Annotated in this window: 21 protein-coding genes and 1 pseudogene; 10 read left to right on the forward strand and 12 right to left on the reverse strand. The window is 73.7% G+C overall.

Features of this window, described 5'->3' with window-relative positions:
• Window positions 1-107: 107 nt before the first annotated feature.
• Window positions 108-584, reverse strand: coding sequence for a hypothetical protein (locus AB0F01_RS15210; protein WP_362095248.1), 477 nt, complete (start codon window positions 582-584; stop codon window positions 108-110).
• Between the two features lie 145 nt (window positions 585-729).
• Here AB0F01_RS15210 and AB0F01_RS15215 point away from each other — a divergent pair, with 145 nt between their 5' ends.
• A complete protein-coding gene (locus AB0F01_RS15215) occupies window positions 730-2073 on the forward strand; it encodes a BTAD domain-containing putative transcriptional regulator (RefSeq protein ID WP_362094711.1) in 1344 nt (447 codons plus the stop codon).
• Window positions 2074-2121: 48 nt separating this feature from the next.
• On the opposite strand, the gene AB0F01_RS15220 is transcribed toward AB0F01_RS15215, so the two are convergent.
• The 5 genes and pseudogenes from AB0F01_RS15220 to AB0F01_RS15240 form a co-directional block, all read right to left on the reverse strand.
• Complete coding sequence (locus tag AB0F01_RS15220; protein ID WP_362094714.1) at window positions 2122-2622, reverse strand: VOC family protein; 501 nt, start codon at window positions 2620-2622, stop codon at window positions 2122-2124.
• Window positions 2623-2695: 73 nt separating this feature from the next.
• Window positions 2696-3208, reverse strand: a complete 513-nt coding sequence (locus AB0F01_RS15225) for an O-acetyl-ADP-ribose deacetylase (RefSeq protein ID WP_362094717.1) — start codon at window positions 3206-3208, stop codon at window positions 2696-2698.
• A complete protein-coding gene (locus AB0F01_RS15230) occupies window positions 3205-4614 on the reverse strand; it encodes an NAD(P)/FAD-dependent oxidoreductase (RefSeq protein WP_362094720.1) in 1410 nt (469 codons plus the stop codon). The genes AB0F01_RS15225 and AB0F01_RS15230 overlap by 4 nt, the downstream gene beginning before the upstream one ends.
• A gap of 121 nt (window positions 4615-4735) precedes the next feature.
• Window positions 4736-5581, reverse strand: coding sequence for an inositol monophosphatase family protein (locus tag AB0F01_RS15235; RefSeq protein WP_362094723.1), 846 nt, complete (start codon window positions 5579-5581; stop codon window positions 4736-4738).
• Window positions 5582-5682: 101 nt separating this feature from the next.
• Window positions 5683-5883: pseudogene (locus AB0F01_RS15240) on the reverse strand (hypothetical protein); the annotation flags it as partial.
• A gap of 218 nt (window positions 5884-6101) precedes the next feature.
• Here AB0F01_RS15240 and AB0F01_RS15245 point away from each other — a divergent pair.
• Window positions 6102-6914, forward strand: a complete 813-nt coding sequence (locus AB0F01_RS15245) for an SAM-dependent methyltransferase (RefSeq protein WP_362094726.1) — start codon at window positions 6102-6104, stop codon at window positions 6912-6914.
• A gap of 202 nt (window positions 6915-7116) precedes the next feature.
• Here the strand turns inward: AB0F01_RS15245 and AB0F01_RS15250 are convergent, their stop codons facing one another.
• The 5 genes from AB0F01_RS15250 to AB0F01_RS15270 form a co-directional block, all read right to left on the reverse strand.
• Window positions 7117-8403, reverse strand: coding sequence for an MFS transporter (locus AB0F01_RS15250; RefSeq protein ID WP_362094729.1), 1287 nt, complete (start codon window positions 8401-8403; stop codon window positions 7117-7119).
• A 158-nt stretch (window positions 8404-8561) separates the two neighbouring features.
• Entirely contained in the window at window positions 8562-9767 is a 1206-nt protein-coding gene (locus tag AB0F01_RS15255) for an acyltransferase (RefSeq protein ID WP_362094731.1), read from the reverse strand.
• 79 nt (window positions 9768-9846) lie between these two features.
• Window positions 9847-11457 carry an FAD-binding protein gene (locus AB0F01_RS15260; protein WP_362094734.1) on the reverse strand — a complete coding sequence of 537 codons (1611 nt, stop codon included), beginning with the start codon at window positions 11455-11457 and terminating at the stop codon, window positions 9847-9849.
• A 205-nt stretch (window positions 11458-11662) separates the two neighbouring features.
• Window positions 11663-12322 carry a hypothetical protein gene (locus tag AB0F01_RS15265; protein WP_362094737.1) on the reverse strand — a complete coding sequence of 220 codons (660 nt, stop codon included), beginning with the start codon at window positions 12320-12322 and terminating at the stop codon, window positions 11663-11665.
• Window positions 12323-12598: 276 nt separating this feature from the next.
• A complete protein-coding gene (locus tag AB0F01_RS15270) occupies window positions 12599-13657 on the reverse strand; it encodes a VOC family protein (RefSeq protein WP_362094740.1) in 1059 nt (352 codons plus the stop codon).
• A gap of 419 nt (window positions 13658-14076) precedes the next feature.
• On the opposite strand from AB0F01_RS15270, the gene AB0F01_RS15275 reads away from it, so the two are divergent.
• The 6 genes from AB0F01_RS15275 to AB0F01_RS15300 all read left to right on the forward strand — a co-directional run bounded on the left by AB0F01_RS15275 (window position 14077) and on the right by AB0F01_RS15300 (window position 18889).
• Window positions 14077-14520 (forward strand): MarR family transcriptional regulator, encoded by a 444-nt coding sequence (locus AB0F01_RS15275; protein ID WP_362094743.1) that lies wholly within the window; start codon window positions 14077-14079, stop codon window positions 14518-14520.
• A gap of 418 nt (window positions 14521-14938) precedes the next feature.
• Window positions 14939-16195 carry a sedoheptulose 7-phosphate cyclase gene (locus AB0F01_RS15280; protein WP_362094746.1) on the forward strand — a complete coding sequence of 419 codons (1257 nt, stop codon included), beginning with the start codon at window positions 14939-14941 and terminating at the stop codon, window positions 16193-16195.
• Window positions 16192-16986, forward strand: coding sequence for a cupin domain-containing protein (locus AB0F01_RS15285; RefSeq protein WP_362094749.1), 795 nt, complete (start codon window positions 16192-16194; stop codon window positions 16984-16986). Before AB0F01_RS15280 ends, AB0F01_RS15285 begins: the two co-directional genes overlap by 4 nt.
• Entirely contained in the window at window positions 16983-17381 is a 399-nt protein-coding gene (locus tag AB0F01_RS15290) for a hypothetical protein (RefSeq protein ID WP_362094752.1), read from the forward strand. Before AB0F01_RS15285 ends, AB0F01_RS15290 begins: the two co-directional genes overlap by 4 nt.
• 59 nt (window positions 17382-17440) lie before the next feature.
• Entirely contained in the window at window positions 17441-18349 is a 909-nt protein-coding gene (locus AB0F01_RS15295) for an NADP-dependent oxidoreductase (RefSeq protein ID WP_362094755.1), read from the forward strand.
• 63 nt (window positions 18350-18412) lie between these two features.
• Window positions 18413-18889, forward strand: coding sequence for a MarR family transcriptional regulator (locus AB0F01_RS15300; protein ID WP_362094758.1), 477 nt, complete (start codon window positions 18413-18415; stop codon window positions 18887-18889).
• A 90-nt stretch (window positions 18890-18979) separates the two neighbouring features.
• Here AB0F01_RS15300 and AB0F01_RS15305 read toward each other — a convergent pair whose 3' ends face one another.
• Window positions 18980-19588 (reverse strand): TetR/AcrR family transcriptional regulator, encoded by a 609-nt coding sequence (locus tag AB0F01_RS15305; RefSeq protein WP_362094761.1) that lies wholly within the window; start codon window positions 19586-19588, stop codon window positions 18980-18982.
• Window positions 19589-19681: 93 nt separating this feature from the next.
• On the opposite strand from AB0F01_RS15305, the gene AB0F01_RS15310 reads away from it, so the two are divergent.
• Both AB0F01_RS15310 and AB0F01_RS15315 read left to right on the forward strand, forming a co-directional pair.
• A complete protein-coding gene (locus tag AB0F01_RS15310; protein ID WP_362094764.1) occupies window positions 19682-20449 on the forward strand; it encodes an SDR family oxidoreductase in 768 nt (255 codons plus the stop codon).
• A 79-nt stretch (window positions 20450-20528) separates the two neighbouring features.
• Window positions 20529-20888 (forward strand): hypothetical protein, encoded by a 360-nt coding sequence (locus AB0F01_RS15315; protein ID WP_362094766.1) that lies wholly within the window; start codon window positions 20529-20531, stop codon window positions 20886-20888.
• Window positions 20889-20961: the final 73 nt, after the last annotated feature.

Here is a 20961-nt window from a genome sequence, read left to right on the forward strand (position 1 = left end):
CCGGCACCCACGCGCCGGCACCCGCACGTCGGCATCCACGGGCCCGCGTCACCGCCCGAGCGTCCCGCCCGGCCCCGGGGGGCACGGGCGGGTGGGCCCGGCCGCCGTCAGTCGATGCGCGCGCAGAGGTCGTCGGTGGTCCCGTGGAGGAGACGGACGTCCTTGCGGCCGGTGGCGCTGATCTCCAAGGTGTAGACCCCGTCGACGACGTACAGCCCGCGCGGCAGGCTGCCCTCGCCCACACCGACCAGGACCGGACCCCGCACGGCCCAGAACTGCGAGCCGTCGCGCCGGTACTCGACCAGGGCGGAGCCGCTCACGTCGGCGTCGTGGTGGGCGCCGGTGTCGGTGTTGGTGACCCGGACGACCAGATCTCCCCGGTACGCGACCCGCTTCGGGGAGCCGTCGGGGTGGGTGCTCAGCACCCGCTGCACCACTTCGTCGACCACCGGCTCGCCGTGGACGGGGAAGTCGCAGCGCGCACCGGCGGCGACGTCCCAGGGGGCGGACGGGGCCGGTTCCCAGCCCGGGTCCGTCCCGGCGTTCGCCGGTGCCGCGCCGAGGAGTACGGCGGTCAGCGCCAGTGGGGCGAGAGCGGCTCGTCGCACGGGGTTCTCCCTTGTGTCGGGGCTCTGAGGGGGTGGCGCGTCGCAGTCTTCCCCCGGGCCCTGACCAGGAGCTGACCATCCTGCCCGGCGGCGCACCGCGCTGCTAGGCTCCGGGCCCACCATGGAGTTCCAGCTGCTCGGCCCGTTCGCCGCCCGCCACGACGGACAGCCGGTGGCGCTGGGCAACCGCCGGCAGGAACGGTGCCTGCTGGCAGTGCTGTTGCTGCACGCGGGGCGCGTCGTCACGACCGAACGCCTGATCGCCCTGCTCTGGGACGCCGCACCGCCGGCATCGGCCCGTGCCACCGTCCACACCTACGTGGGCAGGCTGCGGGCCGCCCTCGCCCCGTACGGGGTCACGGTCGGCACCCGGCACGACGGGTACGTCGTGGAGCCGGGGTCCTGCTCGACCGACGCGCAGGACTTCACCGTGCTCGTGGGAAAGGCGGCCGGGGCCACCGATCCGGTGGAGCGGCTCCGTCACTACGACGAGGCCCTGGCCCTGTGGAAGGGCCCGCTGCTCGCCGATGTCGCGGACGACCGGCTGCGCGACGGCCTCGGGGTGCGGCTCACCGAACTGCGGTTGTCCGCCGAGGAGCAGCGGGCACGGGACCACCTCGGGATGGGGCTGCACGACCGTGTCGTCGTGGACCTCCTCCCCGTGATCGCGGAGCACCCCACCCGCGAATCCCTGGTGACCGCCGGCATGACCGCGCTGTACCGCGCGGGCCGCCAGGCCGAGGCGCTCCAGCTGTACGACCGCACCCGGCGCCTGCTGGCGGCGGAACTCGGTGTCGACCCCAACCCCGGCCTGCGCACCCTGCACGAGCGCATGCTGCGCGGCGACCCCCGGCTGGACCGGCCGCCGGGGCCCGTCTACGCGGTGCGCGTCGACGACCGGTGGCTGCCGTGGAGCACGGGCGGACACCCGGCGCTGGAGTTCTGCAACACCTACGCCGGCTGGGGCGGGGACCCGCTGCCCGGGTCGGAGTGGCTGCTCGACTACGCCACACTCGCCGTGTGGGCCGGGCACCTGGGCCTGATCGACGCCCGGCAGGTGGCCGTGGTGCGCGAGCAGGCGGACCGGCGGCCGGAGGAGGCCGCCGCCGCGCTCGACGAGGCCCGGCGCTTCCGCGACGCTCTCCGCGCCTGCCTGCGGGACGCGCGGGACGGCGGCGCCTTCCGTGCGGTCGCCGAGGAGGTGCAGCGGGCCACCCGGTCGTCCGTGTTCGTCCGGGGCGAGGACGGTCTGGGGCGCCGGCAGCCGTCCCCGTCGTCCGGTCTGCGACTGCCCCTGCGCGCCGTCGCCCTCACCGCGGGCGACCTGCTCGCCGATCCCCGCCGGTTCACCGTCCGCACCTGCCCGAGCCCGGACTGCGGCTGGCTGTTCCTCGACGCGGACGGGCGGCGCCGGTGGTGCAGCCTGGGGACCTGCGGGGCCGGGCGGAACACGGAGGCGTGTTGACGCCGAGGCGTCGCGGGGGACGGTCCCCGTCCGGTGCCCGTGCCGAGCCTAGGCGTCCCCTTCCCGTTCTTCCCTCCCGTCGACGTCACGCTTCTCGCTCTCGTCCACGTCCCGTTCCGCCGTCCCGTCGACGTCCCCCTCCCCGGTCCCGTCCAGCTCCGTGAAGAGGGTCAGCTGGAGGCCGCCCGGGGCCTCCAGGCGGGAGTTGAGGGAGTTCCAGGGGGTGCGGGTCGGCTCGGCGACGACCTCGGCGCCGGCGGCGGCCAGCCGGGCCGTGGTGGCGGTGGAGTCGTCCACCTGGAAGGCGACCCGCAGGTGCCCGGCCACCCGTCGGCCGACCTCGACCTCGTCGATGAAGTCGGCCTGCCGGGGGTCGGCCAGCTCCAGGGTGGCCCGGCCCGCGTCGAGGATGGTGACCCGGCCGTCGGGCGAGCTGAACGCTTCGCGCTCGGTGAGGCCGAGGACGTCGCGGTAGAAGTGCAGGGCCGCGTCGTAGTCGGCCGCGGTGACCACCAACCGGAGTTCGCGGACGGCGGGTTCGTCGGACATGCGCGCTCCTCGGAGTTCGTCGTTGTCCGGCTTCAACCCGCCCGCCGGACGGTTCATTCCGGGCGGGCGGGGCTCAGCCCACCCGTGCCGCGAACGCCTCGTGGGCGCGCTCGTCGAAGAGGACGAAGATGATCTCCTCCACCTCGGTGCTCGTGGCCCGTACGGTGTCCACCGCGATGCGGGCGGCGTCGTCGAGCGGCCAGCCGTAGACGCCGGTGGAGATCGCGGGGAACGCCACCGAGCGGGCGCCGAGTTCGTCGGCGACGCGGAGCGCCTCCCGGTGGCAGGAGGCCAGCAGGTGCGAGCGGTCCTCGTCCGCGCTGAACACCGGGCCGACGGTGTGGATCACCCAACGGGCGTCCAGGCGGCCCGCGGTGGTGGCGACCGCGTGGCCGGTGGGCAGGCCCTCGCCGTACCGGGAGGCGCGCAGGGCACGGCATGCGGCGAGGATCTCGGGGCCGCCCCTGCGGTGGATCGCGCCGTCCACTCCCCCGCCGCCGAGCAGTGAGGAGTTGGCGGCGTTGACGAGGGCGTCGACCCGCAGGCGGGTGATGTCGCCCTGGACGAGGGTGAGGGTGGTGCTCATGTCTGGCGCAGCCTCCTCCATACCGCCTTCGCCGCGTTGTGGCCCGACATGCCGTGCACTCCCGGGCCGGGCGGGGTGGCCGACGAGCACAGGAACACGGCGGGGTGCCGGGTCGCGTACGGGAAGAGGGTGGGCTTGGGGCGCAGCAGCAGCCGGAGTCCGGAGGCCGCGCCGGTGCCGATGTCGCCGCCGACGTAGTTGGCGTTGCGGGCGGCGAGTTCGGGGGGTCCGGCGGTGGCGCGGGCGAGGACGAGGTCGCGGAACCCGGGGGCGTAGCGCTCCAGCTGGCGCTCGATGGCGTCGGTGAGGTCGCCGGTCCAGCCGTTGGGGACGTGGCCGTAGGCCCAGAAGACGTGCTTGCCCTCGGGGGCGCGGGTGGGGTCGGCGACGCCGGGCTGGACGGTGATGAGGAACGGCGCGTCGGGAGCGCGGTCCTGGCGGGCGGCGGAGCGCAGGGCGGTGCCGATCTCGGTGCTGTCGGCGCCGATCTGCACGGTCCCGGCGGCGCGGGCCTGCGGGGCGGTCCACGGGACGGGACCGTCCAGCGCGTAGTCGATCTTGAAGACGCCGGGTCCGTAGCGGTAGCCGGCGTAGGCGGTGCCGAGGCCGGCGATGCGGGCCAGCGCGGTGGGCGAGGTGTCGAAGACGTAGGCGCGGGCCGGTGGCAGGTCGTCGAGGCGTTTGACCTCGTAGTCGGTGTGGATCAGACCGCCGAGGTCCTTGAGGTACGCCGCGAGGGCGTCGGAGAGGGACTGGGAGCCGCCGCGGGCGACGGGCCAGCCGCGGGCGTGTGCGGCGAGGGCGAAGACGAGACCGACGGCGCTGGTGGCGAAGCCGCCCAGCGGGGCCATCACGTGGGCGACGAGACCGGCGAGCAGGGTGCGGGCCGGCTCGTCGCGGAAGCGGCGCATCAGCCAGCTGTACGGGGGGAGGCCGGCCAGGCCGAAGCGGGCGAGGGTGACGGGGTCGCGGGGCAGTGCGGTGGCCGGCAGGGACATGAAGTCGCGGACGAGGGTGTCCCACCGGGGCAGGAAGGGGGACACCAGGCGGCGGTAGGTGCCCGCGTCGCGGGGGCCGAAGGAGGCGGCGGTCTCGGCAACCGACCGGGACAGCACGGCCGCCGTGCCGTCCGGGAAGGGGTGGGCCATGGGCAGGTCGGCGTGCAGCCACTCGAGCCCGTAGCGCTCGAGCGGCAGGGCCCGGAAGGCGGGCGAGTTGATGCCGAGGGGGTGCGCGGCGGAGCAGGGGTCGTGGCGGAAGCCGGGGAGGGTCAGTTCCTCGGTGCGGGCGCCGCCGCCCACGGTCTCCTTCGCCTCGAACAGGGCGACGGAGAAGCCGCGCCGGGCCAGCTCCACGGCGGCGGTCAGGCCGTTCGGTCCCGCACCCACGACGACCGCATCGAGCATCGACGGCACCTTCGGACTCCTTCGTCAGCCGACGGCCAGGGGGATCAGCATAGGCGGGGCCGCCCCGCCCCACCCGCCGCGGGCGGTGGGCAGTTGGGGCGGGGCGGGGCGTCCGTGCGGGTCAGGCGCCGGCCGACAGCAGGTCCACGATCCGGCGGGCGGTGGCCTCGTCGCGGGCCGTGGTGAAGGGGAGCACGTTGTCACCGGTGATGCGGAAGGGCACGCCGGCGCGGGTCAGGTGGGCGCCGCCCGCCTCCTCGACCAGGAGCAGGCCCGCGGCGTGGTCCCAGGCGGCCTCCCAGCAGAACGCGGTGGCGTCGCAGGCGCCGCGCGCGATGTCCAGGTACTCCAGTCCGGCGGAACCGCAGGAGCGGGGTGCGACGCCCTCGGTGTTCAGGCCGAGCAGGGCGCGCTTCTGCTCGTCGGTGGTGAAGTCCGGGTGGGAGGTGGCCACCCGCAGGTCACGGCCGGGCTCCGGGGAGCCGGCGTGGAGGCGCTCGCCGTCCAGGAAGGCGCCCTGGCCGCGGACGGCGGTGGCGATCTGGTCGCGGGCGGGGGCGTAGGTCCAGGAGGCGTGCACGACGCCGCGGTGGGCGAGGGCGACCAGGGTGCAGAACCCGGTGTCGCCGTGCACGAACTGGCGGGTGCCGTCGACGGGGTCGACGATCCAGACCGGCGCGTCCTCGCGCAGTGCGCCGTAGATGCCGGGGTTGTCGTGCACCGCCTCCTCGCCGACGACGGCGGAGCCGGGCAGCAGGGCGCGCAGGGCGTCCGTCAGGTACAGCTCGGCCTGGCGGTCGGCGTCGGTGACGAGGTCGTGGGGGCCGCTCTTGCGGTCCACCTCGTGTTCGGTGAGCCGGCGCCAGCGCGGCATGATTTCCTGCGCGGCGGCCTTCCGGACGGATTCCTCGACGTCGTCGGCGTGCCGGGCGAGAAACTCCTCGATGGTTTCGTTGTCCTCGATCATTACTCCATGAGACCATGCCCGCTTGACAAACCCCAGCGGACCGGTGTGCTAGCGGCGACGGCCCGGAGAAAAATGGGCTGCCGGACCGCGCAGGTATGGGCTCAGCGGCCCACGGCGTGACCCTGCGTGCCGCGCGGCTGCGCGGCGGCGGAGAGCACCCCGGTGGCCGGGTCGCGGGCGACCGCGCACAGCCGGCCCTCCCACCAGGCGTCCGAGACGGTCACATGGTGGCCGCGGCGCCGCAGCTCACGGACGACGACCGGGTCGGTGCGGGGCTCGACGGTGACGCCGCCGGGCCGCATGCAGGGCTCGACCGTGACGCCGCCGGGGCGCTTGCGGCACGGGTGGAACGAGCCGGGCGAGCTGTCGTCGTGCAGTCGGGGCGGTCACCCGTGGGCCGGCCGGGGCAAGGGGGCCGGACGCGACCCGCGGAGTGTGCGAACTGAAGTGCACACCCTCCCCGTTGGGGCATAGGTTGTGCTCGATCACCCGCGCCTCGGCTGAGAGATGGACCGTACCCATGAGCGACCCCGCTACCCCGCCCGGACCTTCGCAGCAGAACATCGACACCTCGGTGCCGCACTCGGCACGCATCTGGAACTACTGGCTGGGCGGCAAGGACAACTACCCGGTGGACGAGCAGGCCGGTGACGCCTACACCGCCGTGTTCCCCGGCATCGTCACCATCGCCCGCAGCAGCCGCGCGTTCCTGCGCCGCAACATCACGTACCTGGTCGAGGAGGCGGGCATCCGGCAGTTCCTCGACGTCGGCACGGGTCTGCCGACGGCCGACAACACGCACGAGGTCGCGCAGCGCCTGGCCCCGGAGACCCGGATCGTCTACGTCGACAACGACCCGATGGTGCTGGCGCACGCCCGCGCGCTGCTGTACTCGACGCCCGAGGGGGCGACGGCGTACGTCGACTCGGACGTGCACGACCCGGAGCGGGTGCTCGAGGCGGCGGCGAAGACGCTGGACCTCAGCCGTCCCACGGCGCTGATCCTGAGCAACATCCTGGGCCACATCCCGGACTACGACCAGGCGCGCGGGATCGTCACCCGGCTGATGGCCGGGCTCCCCTCGGGCAGCTACCTGTCGATCAACGACGGGTCGCGGGGCATCGACCCGGAGTTCGAGCAGGCCCAGGACGCGTACAACGAGAGCGGCGCCGCCCCCTACGTGCTGCGGACCGTGGACGAGATCACGGCGTTCTTCGACGGTCTGGAACTGGTGGAGCCCGGTGTGGTCCCGGTGACCGAGTGGCGCCCGGACCCGGACGGCCCCGCCCCGGGGCTGATCGCCGAGCACGGCGGCCTGGCCCGCAAGCCGTGAGTTCCTGAACGACCGCCCGGCCCCGGTCCGCCCGCCCTGCGGGGCAGGCGGACCGGGGTTCGTTCGCACCCGGGCCGGCCGATGCCGGAGGGCCGCGCCGACGGCACAGCGACGGCGGCACGGCGGCACAGCGACCCGGCGGCGACGGGCGACCGCACGGACCGGCCGGCCGAGTCGGACGGCGGGGGTCAGGCTGCGGGGGTCAAGACGGCGGGGGCGTGCACAGGTGCTCCTCGTGCTCCCGCCGGCCGGTGGGGCGGGGGCGGTGTCCGCCCGCGGGGGAGGTCTCCGGGAGGCTCGCGGACGTGCCGACGGCCGCCGCTTCGGTCGTCCTCCGCCCGCCCCGGCCACCGGGACGCGCGAGGGAGAGCACCCAGGCTGCCGCGGACAGCGCCGCGCCCGCGGCGGCGACGGACGGCAGGCCGTGGCCACGGGAGAGCAGGAGGCCGGCGAGCCAGCTCCCCAGGGCGATGCCGACGCAGAAGGCCGAGTTGTTGACGGTCAGCGCCATGGTGGGGGACGAGGACCCCGCGGCGGCCACGATGCGCGTGTTGAGTGCCGGGATGCCGGCGAAGTACGCCGCTCCCAGCAGGCAGAACAGCGCGGCGACGACCCACCCGTTGCCGGGTGGCACTGCGAGCAGGAGGAGTCCCGCCGTGGCCGTGCCCAGGGTCACGGGCACCGACGCGTGGGGGAAGCGGTCCGCCGCCCTGCCGCCGAGCGAGTTGCCGACGACGCCGCCGGCCCCGTAGAGCAGCAGCAGGACGGTGACGGCCCGCGGGTCGATGCCCACGGCCTGCGTGAGGTAGGGCGAGGCGTAGGTGTAGAGGGCGAACACCCCTGCCGTGCCCAGGGTGATCACCAGCGCGACGAGAAGGACGGGACCCGGCAGGGCCGGTGTGCGCCGTCGGTCCGCGCCGGACGCCTCCGGCCTGCGCGGCACGGCCTCGGGCACGGTGCAACGGGTGAGCAGAACGGTGGCGGCCAGGCTCAGCCCGGCGAGCGACCAGAAGGTGGCGCGCCATCCGAAGGCCTCCCCCACCAGGGTTCCGACGGGAACACCGGCCACGCTCGACAGTCCGATGCCCAGGGTGACCTTGGCCCCCCAGGCCGCTCTGCGTTCCGGGGGCGCCATGTCGCGCGCCGTGGCCACGAAGACCGCGATGAGGGTGGAGTGGACGACGGCGCTCACCACTCGGCCCGCCATCAGCCAGCCGAAACCGGGGGCCAGTGCCGCCTGCGCGTTGCCCAGGACGAACACGAGCATCAGGGCGGGCATGAGGACGGCACGGCTGAGCCCTGCCGTGGCCGCGGTGACCAGCGGGCCGGCCAGGACGACCGCGAGGGCGTATGCGCTGATCAGCAGGCCGACCGAGGAGAGGGAGACGCCGACGTCCCGCGCGATGGACGGCAGGATGCCGGCGATGACGCTCTCGGCGGTGCCGATGCAGAAGGTACAGGCCATCATCGCGAAGACGGGCAGGGGCATGGAGGTCTCCTTCCTCGTCGCCTCCGGCGGTCCCGCCCGGCGAGGGGTCGTCCCGGAGGCCCGCGGGGCACGGGTCCGGCGCGTGGGGTGGAGCGCCGGACCCGTGCCCGCGGACACCGGGGCCCCGTCGGGGGCGCCGCGCCGGGGCGGCGGCTGCGTCAGGTCGTGCCCACGGTGACGGGACGGTCGGTGTCGTCCGGCGTGGGGCGGGCGGGCTCCGGCGGCTCGGTCCCACGTGCCGTCCGACTCCGGCGCCCCCACGCCCGCATGACGGGCCGCTCGACGCCGATGTAGAGCAGCCAGGCCAGCAGGAGGCTCACGGCGGCGGCCAGCAGCGCCACGCCGACGGCCTCGCCGAGTGAGTCCGCCTCCCGGAACCCGAACCGTTCCTGCGTGACGGACAGCAGGATCTGGTGGACGAGGTAGAAGGCGAAGGACACCTCACCGAGCCACACGCACACCCGCCCGCTCACCGCGGTGGGCCGGCCCCGGGCGTCGCGGGCCGCCACGGCCGCGATGAACAGGGCGAACGGGACGACGACGACGGCGTTGAGGGAGAAGAGGAAGGGGACGCCGAGGCTCACCGCGTACGCGGCGGCCGTGAGGGCCAGTGCGGGCCGGGCGCCGAGGCCGATCCACCGGCCGGACAGCACGATACGGGCCATCAGGATGCCGAGCAGGAAGTCGAGCACCCGGATGGGCGGGAAGATGTAGACGAACCACATCTGGGTGATCGAGTGCCCGTACAGCGGGGAGTTGGCGTGGTTCGGGCCGAACCTCTCACCTGTGGGCAGAAGTTGGGCGGCGAGGGGGAGCAGGACGATGACCGCCGCCGTTCCCGCCGCCCACCACCACAGCCGGTCGGCGCGGATCCGGGACACCCACCGGTGCAGGACCGGGAACAGCAGGTAGAAGACCAGTTCGCAGGAGAGCGACCAACTGGGGTTGTTGATGCTGAAGAAGACGTCGTCGCGGGGTATCCACGCCTGCAGCAGCAGGAAGTTGGGGATGCCCTGACCCCAGGTGGCCGACACGTAAGCGTAGGAGGCCAGGGCGAGGAAGAAGGTCACGACGTGGTTGGGGAGGATCTTGGCCAGGCGGCGTCCCCAGAAGGCGCGGGTGGTGTCGCCGTCGCGGACGGACCAGGTCAGGACGAATCCGCTCAGGATGAAGAAGAAGGTGACACCGGCCCATCCGCCGTTGCGGAGGGCGGACGCGAACGGCCCGTTGCCCTCCCCGTCGGTGGAGTAGGCGTCGAGCAGCGAAAGGTGGAACAGGAAGACGAGGAAGGCTGCGAAGAAGCGCAGTCCGGTCAGTGAGGGCAGCCGGGAGGAGCGTTCCGGCGCGGCCGGAGCAGTGGACACGAAGATCACCTCGGCAGGGGGTCGGTGGGGCGGTGTCGCCCGGTGGGGAGGGCCGGCCGGCGGTGCCGGGCCGGAGGGGTCACACGGGGCGGACGGACTGGGCGTGCCGGAAGAACCCGGTGGGGTCCCAGGCAGCCTTGACCTGCTGCAGCCGCCGGTAGCCGTCCTTGTAGTAGAGGTCGTGCCAGGGCACTCCCGAGCTGTTCCAGCGCGGGTCGCCCAGGTCGGCGTCGGCGTAGTTGACGAAGCAGCCGTCGGTGGTCCGGTTCGGCACCGGTACGCCACCGGTGGCGGCGAACATGTCGCGGTAGCACTCCCGCACCCAGGCGATGTTGGCCGCGTCGTCGGCCGCGTCGTCCCACAGCGAGACGACCTGGTACTTGAGCACGGAGTCACGCTGCGGTACCGCGGTGGCGTCGGGAGCGACGCGGTTCACCGCTCCCCCGTACGACGCGATCATCAGGAGCGCGCCGGGGTTGTCGAAGTCGTCACGCGTCAGGTGGCGGTAGGCGGCCGCGATGTGCGCGTCCGTGTAGGTGCGCCGCGCGTACACGGACTTGCCCTTGAAGCGGATCGTGGGGTCGGGGCCGGTGAACCCGGACCAGTGCGTGGCGTGCAGCCACGGCATCCGCCGGTGCTGGCGGACCTGGGGCCGGATCCCGAGTCCCTCCCCGACCGCGGACACGTAGCGTCGCAGCATCCCCTCGGCGTCGGGGGCGCCGGCGTCCACCAGCGAGTCGAGGACGACCGCTCCGGCCGACCTGTGGAACGGTTTGAGCTGGCTGAACAGCGCGGTGTAAGGGGAGTCGGGCCCGCTGTTGCGGGTGTGCCAGTCACCGTGGTTGCGCATCAGTCGCGCGAAGCGTGCCTCGGACAGCCGGTCCCACGGCCAGGCGACCTCGCTCAGCCACACCTCGCGCGGCGGGGTGGGCAGTTGTGCGGCCGGATCGTTCCCCGTCGCTCCGGGCGAACGCAGCCAGTACCGGGTGACGACACCGAAGTTCCCCCCGCCCCCTCCGGTGTGCGCCCACCACAGCTCCCGGTGGGGGTCGTCGGGCTCGCGCGTGGCCACGACCGTGCGGGCGGTGCCGTCCGCCCCCACGACCACGATCTCGATGCCGTACAGGTGGTCGACGGCGAGGCCGTCGCGCCGGCTCATGGACCCGTAGCCGCCGCCCTGGATGTGGCCTCCCGCCGCGACCGTGGGGCAGTTGCCGGCCGGGAGGTACACACCCCAGCCCTTGTAGAGGCGGTCGTAGACCCGGCCGAGGGGCGCGCCGGGCTGGACGGAGAAGGCCCGGCGGTCGCGGTCGTAGGAGATGCCGTCCATGCGGGACAGATCGAGGACGACCTCGATGTCCCGGCTGGTGGTGAAGTCCTCGTAGCAGTGGCCGCCGCTGCGGACGGCCAGGCGTCTGCCGGAGTCGACGGCCCGTTGCACGGCCGCGACGACATCGGCGGTGGTCTCGGCGAGGACGATCCTCTCCGGGCTGCCGACCCATCGCTGGTTGGTGCCGCGGCGGAGATCGGCGTAGCGCCGGTCGTCCGGGCGGACGGTGACGGGTCCGGCGCCTCGGGTGCCGGGGCGCCGGACCGGTTCGGCCGCGAGGGCGGGGCTCAGACCGGCCGCGGTGACCGCGAGGGCACCGCCCACGGCGGCCGTGCCGGACAGGAAGGTTCTGCGCTGCACGCGTACCCCGTCGGCGGTTCCGGCTCGCCGGTCCGGGGCGGTCGCGGGAGACGGGGAGGCGGGGGCTGAGGGGTGGGGAGCTGATGAAGGCATGAGTGCATTCCTCGGGAAACGGGATGAAAGGGAATGAAGGAGGACGCGGAAGGTGCGGTGCACGCCGTCCGGGTGTGCGTCCTCGGAACCCGTCCGGGGCGCGCCCGGAAGGTCAGCGGGACGAGCAGGAACAGCGGGACGAGGCCGCCGGGGCCTCCGGAGCGTGCAGTGCGTCGAGACGGATGCCGAACCAGTCGAGGACCCGCACGACGCGACGGGCCTCCTCCAGGTCGACGGAGGGCCGCAGTACGGCGTCATCGTCGGCCGTGAAGCTCCGCAGCGCTCCGGGGGTCAGGGCGACGGCCGTCCCGGGGAGCAGGCACTGCCGCGCGTACCCTGCGCCCCGGTCCGGGCCGGCCATCGGCCGGGTGGACACCAGCAGGCCGGGAGCGGGCCGTCCGCGGTCGAGGGCCCGCAGCCACTGTGGCGAGTCCAGTTCGCGACGCAGCGCGTCGTGCAGCAGGTGGGCTCCGGCGACACCGGCCCGGTCGCGCATGGCCTTGGCCTCCCACCCGCCGATCCGGTCGAGACCGGCGTTGACCAGGGCGTCGACCGCGGGGGCGGGATATTCCACGAGGTACCGGGGGGCCTGGCCCGCGATCGCCCGCGCGGTCAGCAGTCTCCGCAGGAGTCGTCGGGCCGCGGCGGGCCCGTGCACGGGGCCCGTGATCACGACACCGCCCCGCGACCGGTACTCGGCGGTCGCCCGCCCGGTCGCCGGCGGCAGAACGTCGTCGACGGCGTGCGGTGCCGCCGCGTGCGCCTCGGCCACCGCATCCGGGGCGAGGTGCCGGCAGTCGAGCCAGAGCCCGGTGCCGGGCGTCGTCCCGTACGGCGGTGCGGAGGATCGGGCCGGTCGTCCGGGGGGTCGGGCCGCCGGGGGAAGGAGCGTATGCATGGAGGCTGCCTCAGGGGTGTGGGCCGTCACGCCGGGACGCCGCCCCTCCCCGGTCGCGGGGGCGCCGGCGCAGGCGGGAGCGGCCCGGGTGACAGGGCTCGGGATACGGCGAGGAAACGTTCAGGCAGGAGGGACCGGCGCCGGCACCGCTCAGGGGCGGTCCTGCCAGCGCAGGGCGCCGGGAGTGGCACGACGGGCCTCGGTCCGGTTCTCGTACGGCAGTGCGCCGTCCGGCATGTTGATGATCTCCATCTGGATGCCGGCCGGTGTGGTGAAGTACAGCCAGCGGTCGCCGGCGATGGGCCCCGTGCGGATCGTCTCGGGTTCGCCCATCAGCGTCACGCCCTCCTGCTCGCGAAGGCGGGCCGCGGCGGCGTCCACGTCGTCGACATAGAGGGCCAGGTGGTGACCGCCGACGTCGCTGTTGCGCGGGGGGCGGGTCCGCAGCGCGCCCTCGGCGCACTGTGTCAGCCGGCAGTTGGCCGTCGGCCCCAGGCGCAGCATGACCTGGCGGCACCGCTCGGCACCGGGCGGCCGGTGCCCGTCGTCCGGCTCCGGGGTGCCCTCGTGGCCGGCCACGAGTTCGGCGCCCAGCACCGTGGTGAAGAACGCCGTGGCGGCGTCGAGGTCGGCGACGGTGTAACCGGCGTGCTCGACGCGGAACGGCCCCAGGCCGTGCCGGGCGGCACCGTCACCCGCCGCGGGACCGGGGGCGAAGAGGCGGCTGTCCCGCCGGCCGGGGGTGCCCAGGGAGAGCAGCAGACCCACGGGGGTCGCGAACCAGCGGCGGCTCCCGTCGGCGGGCCCCGAGGGGCCCAGCCGGACGGCGCCGGCCCGGCGCAGCTGCCGCTCGGCCGTCTCCAGGTCGGTCACCGTCAGGGCGAGATGGTGTCCGCCGACGTCGTTCGGGCCGGGCGGCGAAGTGCGCTGGTCCGGCGCGTCGTATTCGAAGAGTTCGAGATTGGTGTAGGTGTCGAGCCGAACGAGGGCGACGTGGGCCCGGGCCCTCGGGTGAACCCCGAGCTTCCGGCGCATCCAGTCGCCGGTGGTGTCCTCCACCGGCCCTTCCCGGTAGCAGAGTCGCCCTCCGAGGACGCCGGTGAAGAAGGCGATGGCCTCCTCCAGTCGCGGCACCGTGAAGGCGTAGTGGTCGACGGCCCGCGCGGTGGGCAGGCCTAAATGCCCCGGCGACGCGGCGGTGTTGAGCATGTCTCCCCCTGTTGTCGTGCGGCGGGTGATGGACACCACGGCACATCGATGCCCCGACGCCGGAACATGCCGACGAGCGGGACCGACCGAGGGGACAGTACGACAATGTCATTGCGCACGCAAGGACCGCGCCCCGACGGACGCTCCGGAGGTAGCCCCGCACAACAGTCCTGAGCTGGCGTTTGGACCACTTGTAGACGTTGCTTGAATCGTCACCGAATTCAAGGACCTGCGGATCTGCTTGTCCGGGCATGTAAACCCCGTGCTGACCGGGGGTTTCCCCGGCCTCAACGGTCTCGTATTCTGGGCATGGACCGGCGGTGCCGGCTGTCGCGCGCCGAGCCCGTTTCCCCCCACCGCGCCCGGAAGGTTCCCCCGACGGCCGGCGGATCCCGGGGCATCCTGAAGAAGGCGGCATCATGCGAACGCGCAAGGAAGACAGTGTCGAGCTGTGGAGCCAACTATCGGTTCTCGTCGCGGAGGTCGGGACCGCGCTGGACAGACGGCTGTCCGAGGACTTCGAACTGGGCCTCACCGACTTCCTGGCCCTGCGGGCACTGAGCAACGGTGACCCGGCCGGCATCCGCATGAGCGAACTCGCCCAGCTCCTCGGCCTCAACCAGTCGTCCGCCACCCGTGCGGTCCAGCGGCTGGAGGGCCGCAGCCTGGTCGAGAAGGCGGCACACGCGACGGACCGCCGGGGCGTGGTGGTCCGCGTCACCGACGCGGGCCGCGACCTGGTCGCGGACATAGGGGGCCTCTTCCGGCGGGAGGTGGGCATGGCACTGGAGGTCGCCTCCATGGACAGCCGGACCAGTTCCGTCGTCGCCCGGTTGCGGTACGCCCCCACCCTCGACCGCTGACCCGGCCGCCCCACTCACGCCCCCGCCCCTCGGCGGGGGCGTCCCCGTCCCCGCCCCTCCGCGCGGGCCTGACAGAGCGGAAAACAGGCCGGACGTCCTTGCGCAGGCATGCATCGAAACCATCTCTTCCGGGCATCCCTGAAGGCCGCCCCTGCTGTGAACCAGCAGGCCAGTACGCCTTGGCGCGCGGAAGGCGTCCGGATCCAGCCATCACCCACCCCCACCACGGAGAGATGTCCTTGCGTGCGCAATGACTCCTGTGTCAGGGTCGCTGCCGACAACGGGGGCGGGTCACGACACGGTGACCGAAGTGCGTGCGGACGGCCCGGAGGGCCGCGATGCCGACACGTGAGAGAACTGCCCCGACCGGATGCTCCGAGCACCCGGATCGAGACTCTTCGCCGGAGGCAGAAGTCTGATGCAGCAACGAACCCAGACCACAGCGACCAACGACGGCCTCTTCGCCGTGGGCAGCCCGGTCACCCACTGGTCGGTGCAGACCAGCAATCCGGTGCAGTACGAGATCCAGGCCTGCGACAACCTGCTGGACCCGGCGAACTCCGCGATTCTGGAGGGGACTTCGGGCACCGGGCCCCGCCGCCGCTTCGTCGTCACCGACCGGGTCGTCGCGTCCCTGTACGGGGAGCGGATCCACGCCTACTTCGATCACCACGGCGTCGACCACCGCCTGCTCGTGCTGGACGACGGCGAGACGCACAAGTCGATGGACGCCGTGCTGCGGGTCGCCGAGGCGCTCGACGACTTCGGCGTCGACCGCCGCCGTGAGCCCGTCATCGCCATCGGCGGGGGCGTCCTCATGGACATCGTCGGTTTCGCCGCCAGTCTCTACCGCCGCTCCACACCGTTCATCCGCATCCCCACCACCCTGATCGGCCTCGTGGACGCCGGCGTCGGCGCGAAGACCGGGGTCAACCACAACGGACACAAGAACCGGCTGGGCACCTACTTCCCCGCGGACCGCACCCTGCTGGACCGCTCGTTCCTGGCCACCCTCGACACCCGGCACATCAGCAACGGACTGTCCGAGATCCTGAAGATCGCCCTGATCAAGGACGCGCGACTGTTCGACCTGCTGGAACAGCACGGGGCCGACCTCCTGCGCACCAAGCTGCAGAGCCCCGCAGGCGTGGGCCCCACCCCTGCGGACGCCCCGGTGGAGCAGCGCCTCGCCGCCCGGGGCCTGCACCTCGATCCCGCGACGGAGGTGACCGAGCGGGCCATCCACGGGATGCTGGAGGAACTCCAGCCGAACCTCTGGGAGAAGGTGCTGGAACGCGTCGTCGACTACGGCCACACGTTCAGCCCGACCATCGAGATGCACGCCCTCCCCGCCCTGCTGCACGGGGAGGCCGTGGCCGTCGACATGGCGCTCACCACCGTGATGGCCGAGCAGCGCGGGCTGGTCAGCGCCTACCAGCGGGAACGCGTGCTCGCCGTGATGGAACGGCTGGGGCTGCCGGCCTGGCATCCCCTGTGCACGGCCGACGTGCTGATGGACGCCCTGCGCGACACCGTGCGCCACCGCGACGGCAAGCAGCGGCTGCCACTGCCGGTGGGGATCGGCAGCGCCGTGTTCGTCAACGACGTCACCGAGGCCGAACTCGAGGCGGCGGCCGAGGCGCTCGCCGGGCTCGCCGCCGGGGTCGCGCGATGACCTCGGCATCCCCCGCGCGACCCGGGACGATGGTCGCCGCCCCGGCCGGCGCAGCGCCCCGGGCGTTCCGCTCGATCGGTACCGTGACCGGTGCCGCCACGGTCCACGGCGTGCACGGCGCCGCCGGGCGCACCCGCTGGAAGTGCTTCGCCGGCCGCCGCCAACTCGACTCCCCCTCCGAGGCGGTGGAGTGGGCGTCCGTCCCGCCGGGCGGCCTCAGCGGGGAACACCGTCACACCCGTACCGAGGAGATCTACCTCGTGCTGCGCGGACAGGGCGAGTTCCTCTTCAACGGCGCCGCCCACCGGGTGGGGCCGGGGTCCCTCGCGCTGACCGCCCCCGGGAACGTGCACGGGCTGCGCAACACCGGCGAGGCCGACCTCGACTGGTGGGTCATCGAAACCCTCTCGCCCGGCACCCGCGCCGTGCTGTCCTCGACCGGCCACACCCATCCAGGAGTTACCCCCATGGGCGATGTCGTCATCCACGACCTGTTCAAGGAGCGGACCGTCTCCACCGACGGTGTCTTCAGCGGGCCGCTGCGCCGGGTGGAGGTCGTCGAACTCGACGCCGGCCAACGCACGGTGCTGGGCTCGCCCGACGCGGAACTCGCCGTGTTCGTGCACAGCGGCGAGGGCCGGGCCGCCTCGGGAGCGGACGCGGCCGAGCTGGTGGCCGACACCTGCCTGACCCTGGGCGCGGCCACCTCGACCACCGTCGAGGCAGCGGCTCCGCTGCGTCTGCTGATCGTGACGCTGGCCGTCCCCGAACGCGCCGAGGAGGTCGCGTGATCCTCACGACGACGTCCGAGGCGGTGCGCACCGCGGTGGGCACCGAGGCGGGAGGCGAGGCCGAGGCGGCCTGGACCTGCCTGGTGCGCAGGGGCATGCTGCACAGCGAGTGCGAGGCCGCGGAGCACTGGCTGCTCCCCCGCGGCTCGGTCCTCACCACGCACCCCGGGCACGGAGTGGAGGAGGCGCTGCTCGTGCTGGAGGGCGTGCTGCGCCTGACAACGCCCTCCGGCGAGCACACCGTGCGCGCGGGACAGCTGGCCCTGGTGCCGCAGGAGTGCCGGGCCCGGATCACGGCGGACTCCCCCACGGCGCGTCTGGTCTCGGTCCGGGGGCTCTCCGCCTCCGTGTCCGGCCGGCTGCCGCCTCGGGTGCCCGAACTCACCCGCCCCTGACGACCGGCGGCGCGCCGTGACGGCGGCGCGCCGCACCCCCTACGAAAGCGAGCAGACATATGCGCGCCGTGGTCCTGACCACGTACGGCGGGCCGGAGGTCCTGACGGTCCGCGAGGTCCCGGAGCCCGACGGCCCGGGGCCGGACGGCGTCCTCGTCCGGAGCGCCGCCGTCGCGGTCAACCCCGTCGATCTCCAGACCCGGGCCGGCCTCCACACCGAGCGCACCCCGAGCGGCCCGCCCATGATCCTCGGCTGGGACCTGGCCGGCACCGTCACCGCCGTGGGCGAGGCGGTCACCGGTTTCGCCGTGGGCGACCACGTCGTGGCCATGTCCGCCCAGCTGGCGACCGGACGGGGAACCCACGCCGAGAGCGTGGCCCTGCCGGCGGACGCGATCGCCCACGCTCCGTCCTCGGTCCCGCTGTCCGACGCGGCCGGACTGCCCCTGGCCGGTCTGACGGCCTGGCAGGCCCTCGGCCTCCTGGCCCTGCCCGAGAGGTCCTCGGTGCTGATCACCGGCGCTCTCGGGGCGGTCGGCGGTCTCGCCGTCCAGCTCGCCCGACGGCGTGGCCTGACGGTGGTGGCCCACATCCGGTCCGCCCGGGAGGCGGAGCAGGCGCGCGCTCTGGGTGCCGAACGGGTGGTGGACGAGCGGTGCCTCCCCGACGCCGGAGTCGACGGCCTGCTGGAGACGGCCGGACTGCCCCGTGCCATCACCGCCGTGCGGGACGGCGGGCGCGCCGTCTCGATCGTCCCCACCCGGGTGCCCACGCCGGAACGCGGCATCGAGGTGGCGGTCTCCTACGTCGAACAGAGCGGCGCCGACCTCGCCACGCTCTGCGCCCTCGTGGACGCCGGGGAGCTGCGGCTGCGCACGGCACGCCGGCTCGGCTTCGCGGACGCGGCCGAGGCCCACCGGCTGCTGGCGGCCGGGGGCGTGCGGGGCAAGCTCGTCCTGCTGCCCTGACGCCATGCCCGGTGCAGCAGAGCCCCACCGGGGCTCGGACCCGACGAACCGAGGACAGTCCACGTGACCGAGACGCACGACGAGGGCGCTCCCGACGCGGACGCCGATTTCACCTCGCGGTTGTGGGAGCGGATGGTGCCCATGTACTCCCTGCTGGAGGGAAAACTGGACCGGGTGCTGACACACCGTCACAACATCGGCCTGGGGGCGTTGATGGCGCTCGGGCAGCTCGCGAGGAGCTCACCCGCGCCGTTGTCGGTGAGCGGGGTCGCCGGACGGCTCGGAGTGAGCGTCTCGTCCGCGAGCCGGGTGCTCGCCCGGCTGGAGGAGCAGGGCCGGGCGGTCCGGGTGGCCTGGCCCTGCGACCGCCGGGCCGGCCGGTTCACGGCCACCGCCGCCGGCGCCCACCTCTGGACCCACGCACGTCGCACGCTCGACCGCGAGCTGTCGGCCGAGTTCCGGGCACTGCGCTACAACGAGAGATACGCGCATGTGGCGGCGCGCCTGTGCCGGGCGGAGGACGAGCCCCCGGCGCCCTGAGGCCGCGACCGCCCTCCCCCGCGTACCTCCGGCCACCGTGCGTGGGGGACGCCCCGCACCCGGGGCCTTCCCGCGGGTGCGGGACGTCCCTCAGGCCTCCGGCTCGGGCCAGGCCGACATGGCGTACGCGGCCGTGCGCCGGAGCTCCTCCGTGGTCGCCCCGTCGCGGGCCTGCTGCGACATCCCCTGGATCACTGCCGCGAAGTAGACCGCCAGCGCGCGCACGTCGGCCTCCTCGGCGAGCGCCCCGCCGTCCTTCGCGCGTGCCAGCCGCTCCTCGAAGGAGCGGACGTTGGCCACTCTGCGGGCGCGCAGGTCCTGTTCGACGTCGGCCGTCTGGGGCGAGTAGTTGGCCGCCGCGGTGATGATCAGGCAGCCCGCGGGATGGTCCGGCGCGGTGTAGGACACCGCCGCTTCGTCCAGCATTCTGGCGAACCCGGTACGCGGGTCGCTCTCCTGGTCCAGCGCCTGGTCCATGAAGGCGCCGAAGCTGCCGCCGTAGCGCTCGACGACCTCGTTGAACAGGGTGCGCTTGTCGCCGAAGGCCGCGTAGAGGCTCGGCGGCGAGATGCCCATGGCCGCGGTCAGGTCCGCGACGGACGTGCCTTCGTAACCGTGCTGCCAGAACAGGAGCGTGGCCTGACGGAGGGCCGCCTCCCGGTCGAAACTCCGCGGTCTGCCGCGTTTGGTCGTGGTCATCCCTGAATTTTACAGCGATCGCTAGGAAATTGATGTAACCTCATTGCGTAGCGATCGCTACACATTGCTGACGCGACACGAAGAGGAGAGGTCATGGGTGCTCTGACGGGCCGGACGGCACTGGTCACGGGCGGCAGCCGGGGAATCGGGCGCGCGGTCGCCGAGCGCCTCGGCGCGGAGGGCGCGCTGGTGGCGGTGCACTACGGCCGCGACGCCGCTGCCGCCGACGAGGTCGTCGGCAGCGTCCGCGCCGGGGGCGGGAGGGCGTTCGCCGTGCGGGCCGACCTGAGCGGCCCCGAGGGCGTGGCGACCCTCTGGGAAGGCTACGACCGGCAGGTTTTGGAGCACGCGGACGGTGCCGGCCTCGACATCCTGGTCAACAACGCCGGCATCACCCCGCGCGGGGAGATCGAGGAGACCACCGCCGAGGCGTTCGACGCGGCCGTCGCCGTCAACATGCGCGCGCCCTTCTTCCTCACCCAGCAGGGGCTCAAGCGCCTGCACGACGGCGCGCGGATCATCAACGTCTCCTCCGGGGCGACCCGGATCGCGCTCACCGACATCATCGCGTACGCCATGACGAAGGGGGCCGTGGACGCCTTCACCCTCACCCTGGCCAAGACGCTCGGCCCACGGGGCATCACGGTCAACGCGGTCGCGCCCGGCATCATCGACACCGACATGAACGCCACCTGGCTGCGCGGCAACGAGGCGGCCCAGAGGTCCGCGGCGGACCTGTCGGCGCTCGGCAGGGTCGGGCGTCCCGAGGACGTGGCCGACGTGGTCGCGTTCCTCGCCTCCGACGACGCCCGCTGGGTGACCGGACAGGTCATCGACGCCACCGGCGGATCACAGCTCTGACCACACCGGACCGCCTGCACGCCCACGGTGTCAACGGCGACACCCCGACCCCCTACACGCTGGTTGCACTGGAGGCCCCATGCACGTCGTCATCGCCTGGTGGGACAAGCGGCGCACCGCCCCGGCCGACGCCCTACGACCGCACCGCTCCCGGAACGACCGGGACCGGTCGGCGGAACAGGGCCCGTTCGACCCGGCGTTCCCCTTCCCCGGCCTGCGGACCGGCCGGTGGATCACGGACCCCGCCGCCGACTTGTGCGGGCTCGCGCTGGTGTGGGATTCGGCGCACAGTGCCGAACTCTCCCTTCCGACGCTGTTCGACAGTGCGTTCGGCTGCGCTCCCGCCCATCGATGGTCCTTCGAGCTGCCCGACGCGCCACCGCGGCGCGAGGACGTGAGGGGCCACCCGGCGGAGCTGGACCTGCTGCTCCACGCCTGACCGTGGCCGCCCCACCGGCACACGGGCGCAGAAGGGGCCGGCGTCACGACGACGTCGGCCCCGGACGCCGGTG

It is taken from the genome of Streptomyces sp. NPDC029526, assembly GCF_040637405.1.
GTDB lineage: Bacteria > Actinomycetota > Actinomycetes > Streptomycetales > Streptomycetaceae > Streptomyces.

Bases quoted from the DNA above. Each gene is read 5' to 3' on its own strand.
- AB0F01_RS15245 (WP_362094726.1), top strand. From the start codon at position 6,102: ATGAGCGACCCCGCTACCCCGCCCGGACCTTCGCAGCAGAACATCGAC.
- AB0F01_RS15285 (WP_362094749.1), top strand. From the start codon at position 16,192: ATGACCTCGGCATCCCCCGCGCGACCCGGGACGATGGTCGCCGCCCCG.
- AB0F01_RS15250 (WP_362094729.1), bottom strand. From the start codon at position 8,403: ATGCCCCTGCCCGTCTTCGCGATGATGGCCTGTACCTTCTGCATCGGC.
- AB0F01_RS15215 (WP_362094711.1), top strand. From the start codon at position 730: ATGGAGTTCCAGCTGCTCGGCCCGTTCGCCGCCCGCCACGACGGACAG.
- AB0F01_RS15315 (WP_362094766.1), top strand. From the start codon at position 20,529: ATGCACGTCGTCATCGCCTGGTGGGACAAGCGGCGCACCGCCCCGGCC.
- AB0F01_RS15270 (WP_362094740.1), bottom strand. From the start codon at position 13,657: ATGCTCAACACCGCCGCGTCGCCGGGGCATTTAGGCCTGCCCACCGCG.
- AB0F01_RS15230 (WP_362094720.1), bottom strand. From the start codon at position 4,614: ATGCTCGATGCGGTCGTCGTGGGTGCGGGACCGAACGGCCTGACCGCC.
- AB0F01_RS15275 (WP_362094743.1), top strand. From the start codon at position 14,077: ATGCGAACGCGCAAGGAAGACAGTGTCGAGCTGTGGAGCCAACTATCG.
- AB0F01_RS15235 (WP_362094723.1), bottom strand. From the start codon at position 5,581: ATGATCGAGGACAACGAAACCATCGAGGAGTTTCTCGCCCGGCACGCC.
- AB0F01_RS15305 (WP_362094761.1), bottom strand. From the start codon at position 19,588: ATGACCACGACCAAACGCGGCAGACCGCGGAGTTTCGACCGGGAGGCG.
- AB0F01_RS15225 (WP_362094717.1), bottom strand. From the start codon at position 3,208: ATGAGCACCACCCTCACCCTCGTCCAGGGCGACATCACCCGCCTGCGG.
- AB0F01_RS15295 (WP_362094755.1), top strand. From the start codon at position 17,441: ATGCGCGCCGTGGTCCTGACCACGTACGGCGGGCCGGAGGTCCTGACG.
- AB0F01_RS15280 (WP_362094746.1), top strand. From the start codon at position 14,939: ATGCAGCAACGAACCCAGACCACAGCGACCAACGACGGCCTCTTCGCC.
- AB0F01_RS15310 (WP_362094764.1), top strand. From the start codon at position 19,682: ATGGGTGCTCTGACGGGCCGGACGGCACTGGTCACGGGCGGCAGCCGG.
- AB0F01_RS15220 (WP_362094714.1), bottom strand. From the start codon at position 2,622: ATGTCCGACGAACCCGCCGTCCGCGAACTCCGGTTGGTGGTCACCGCG.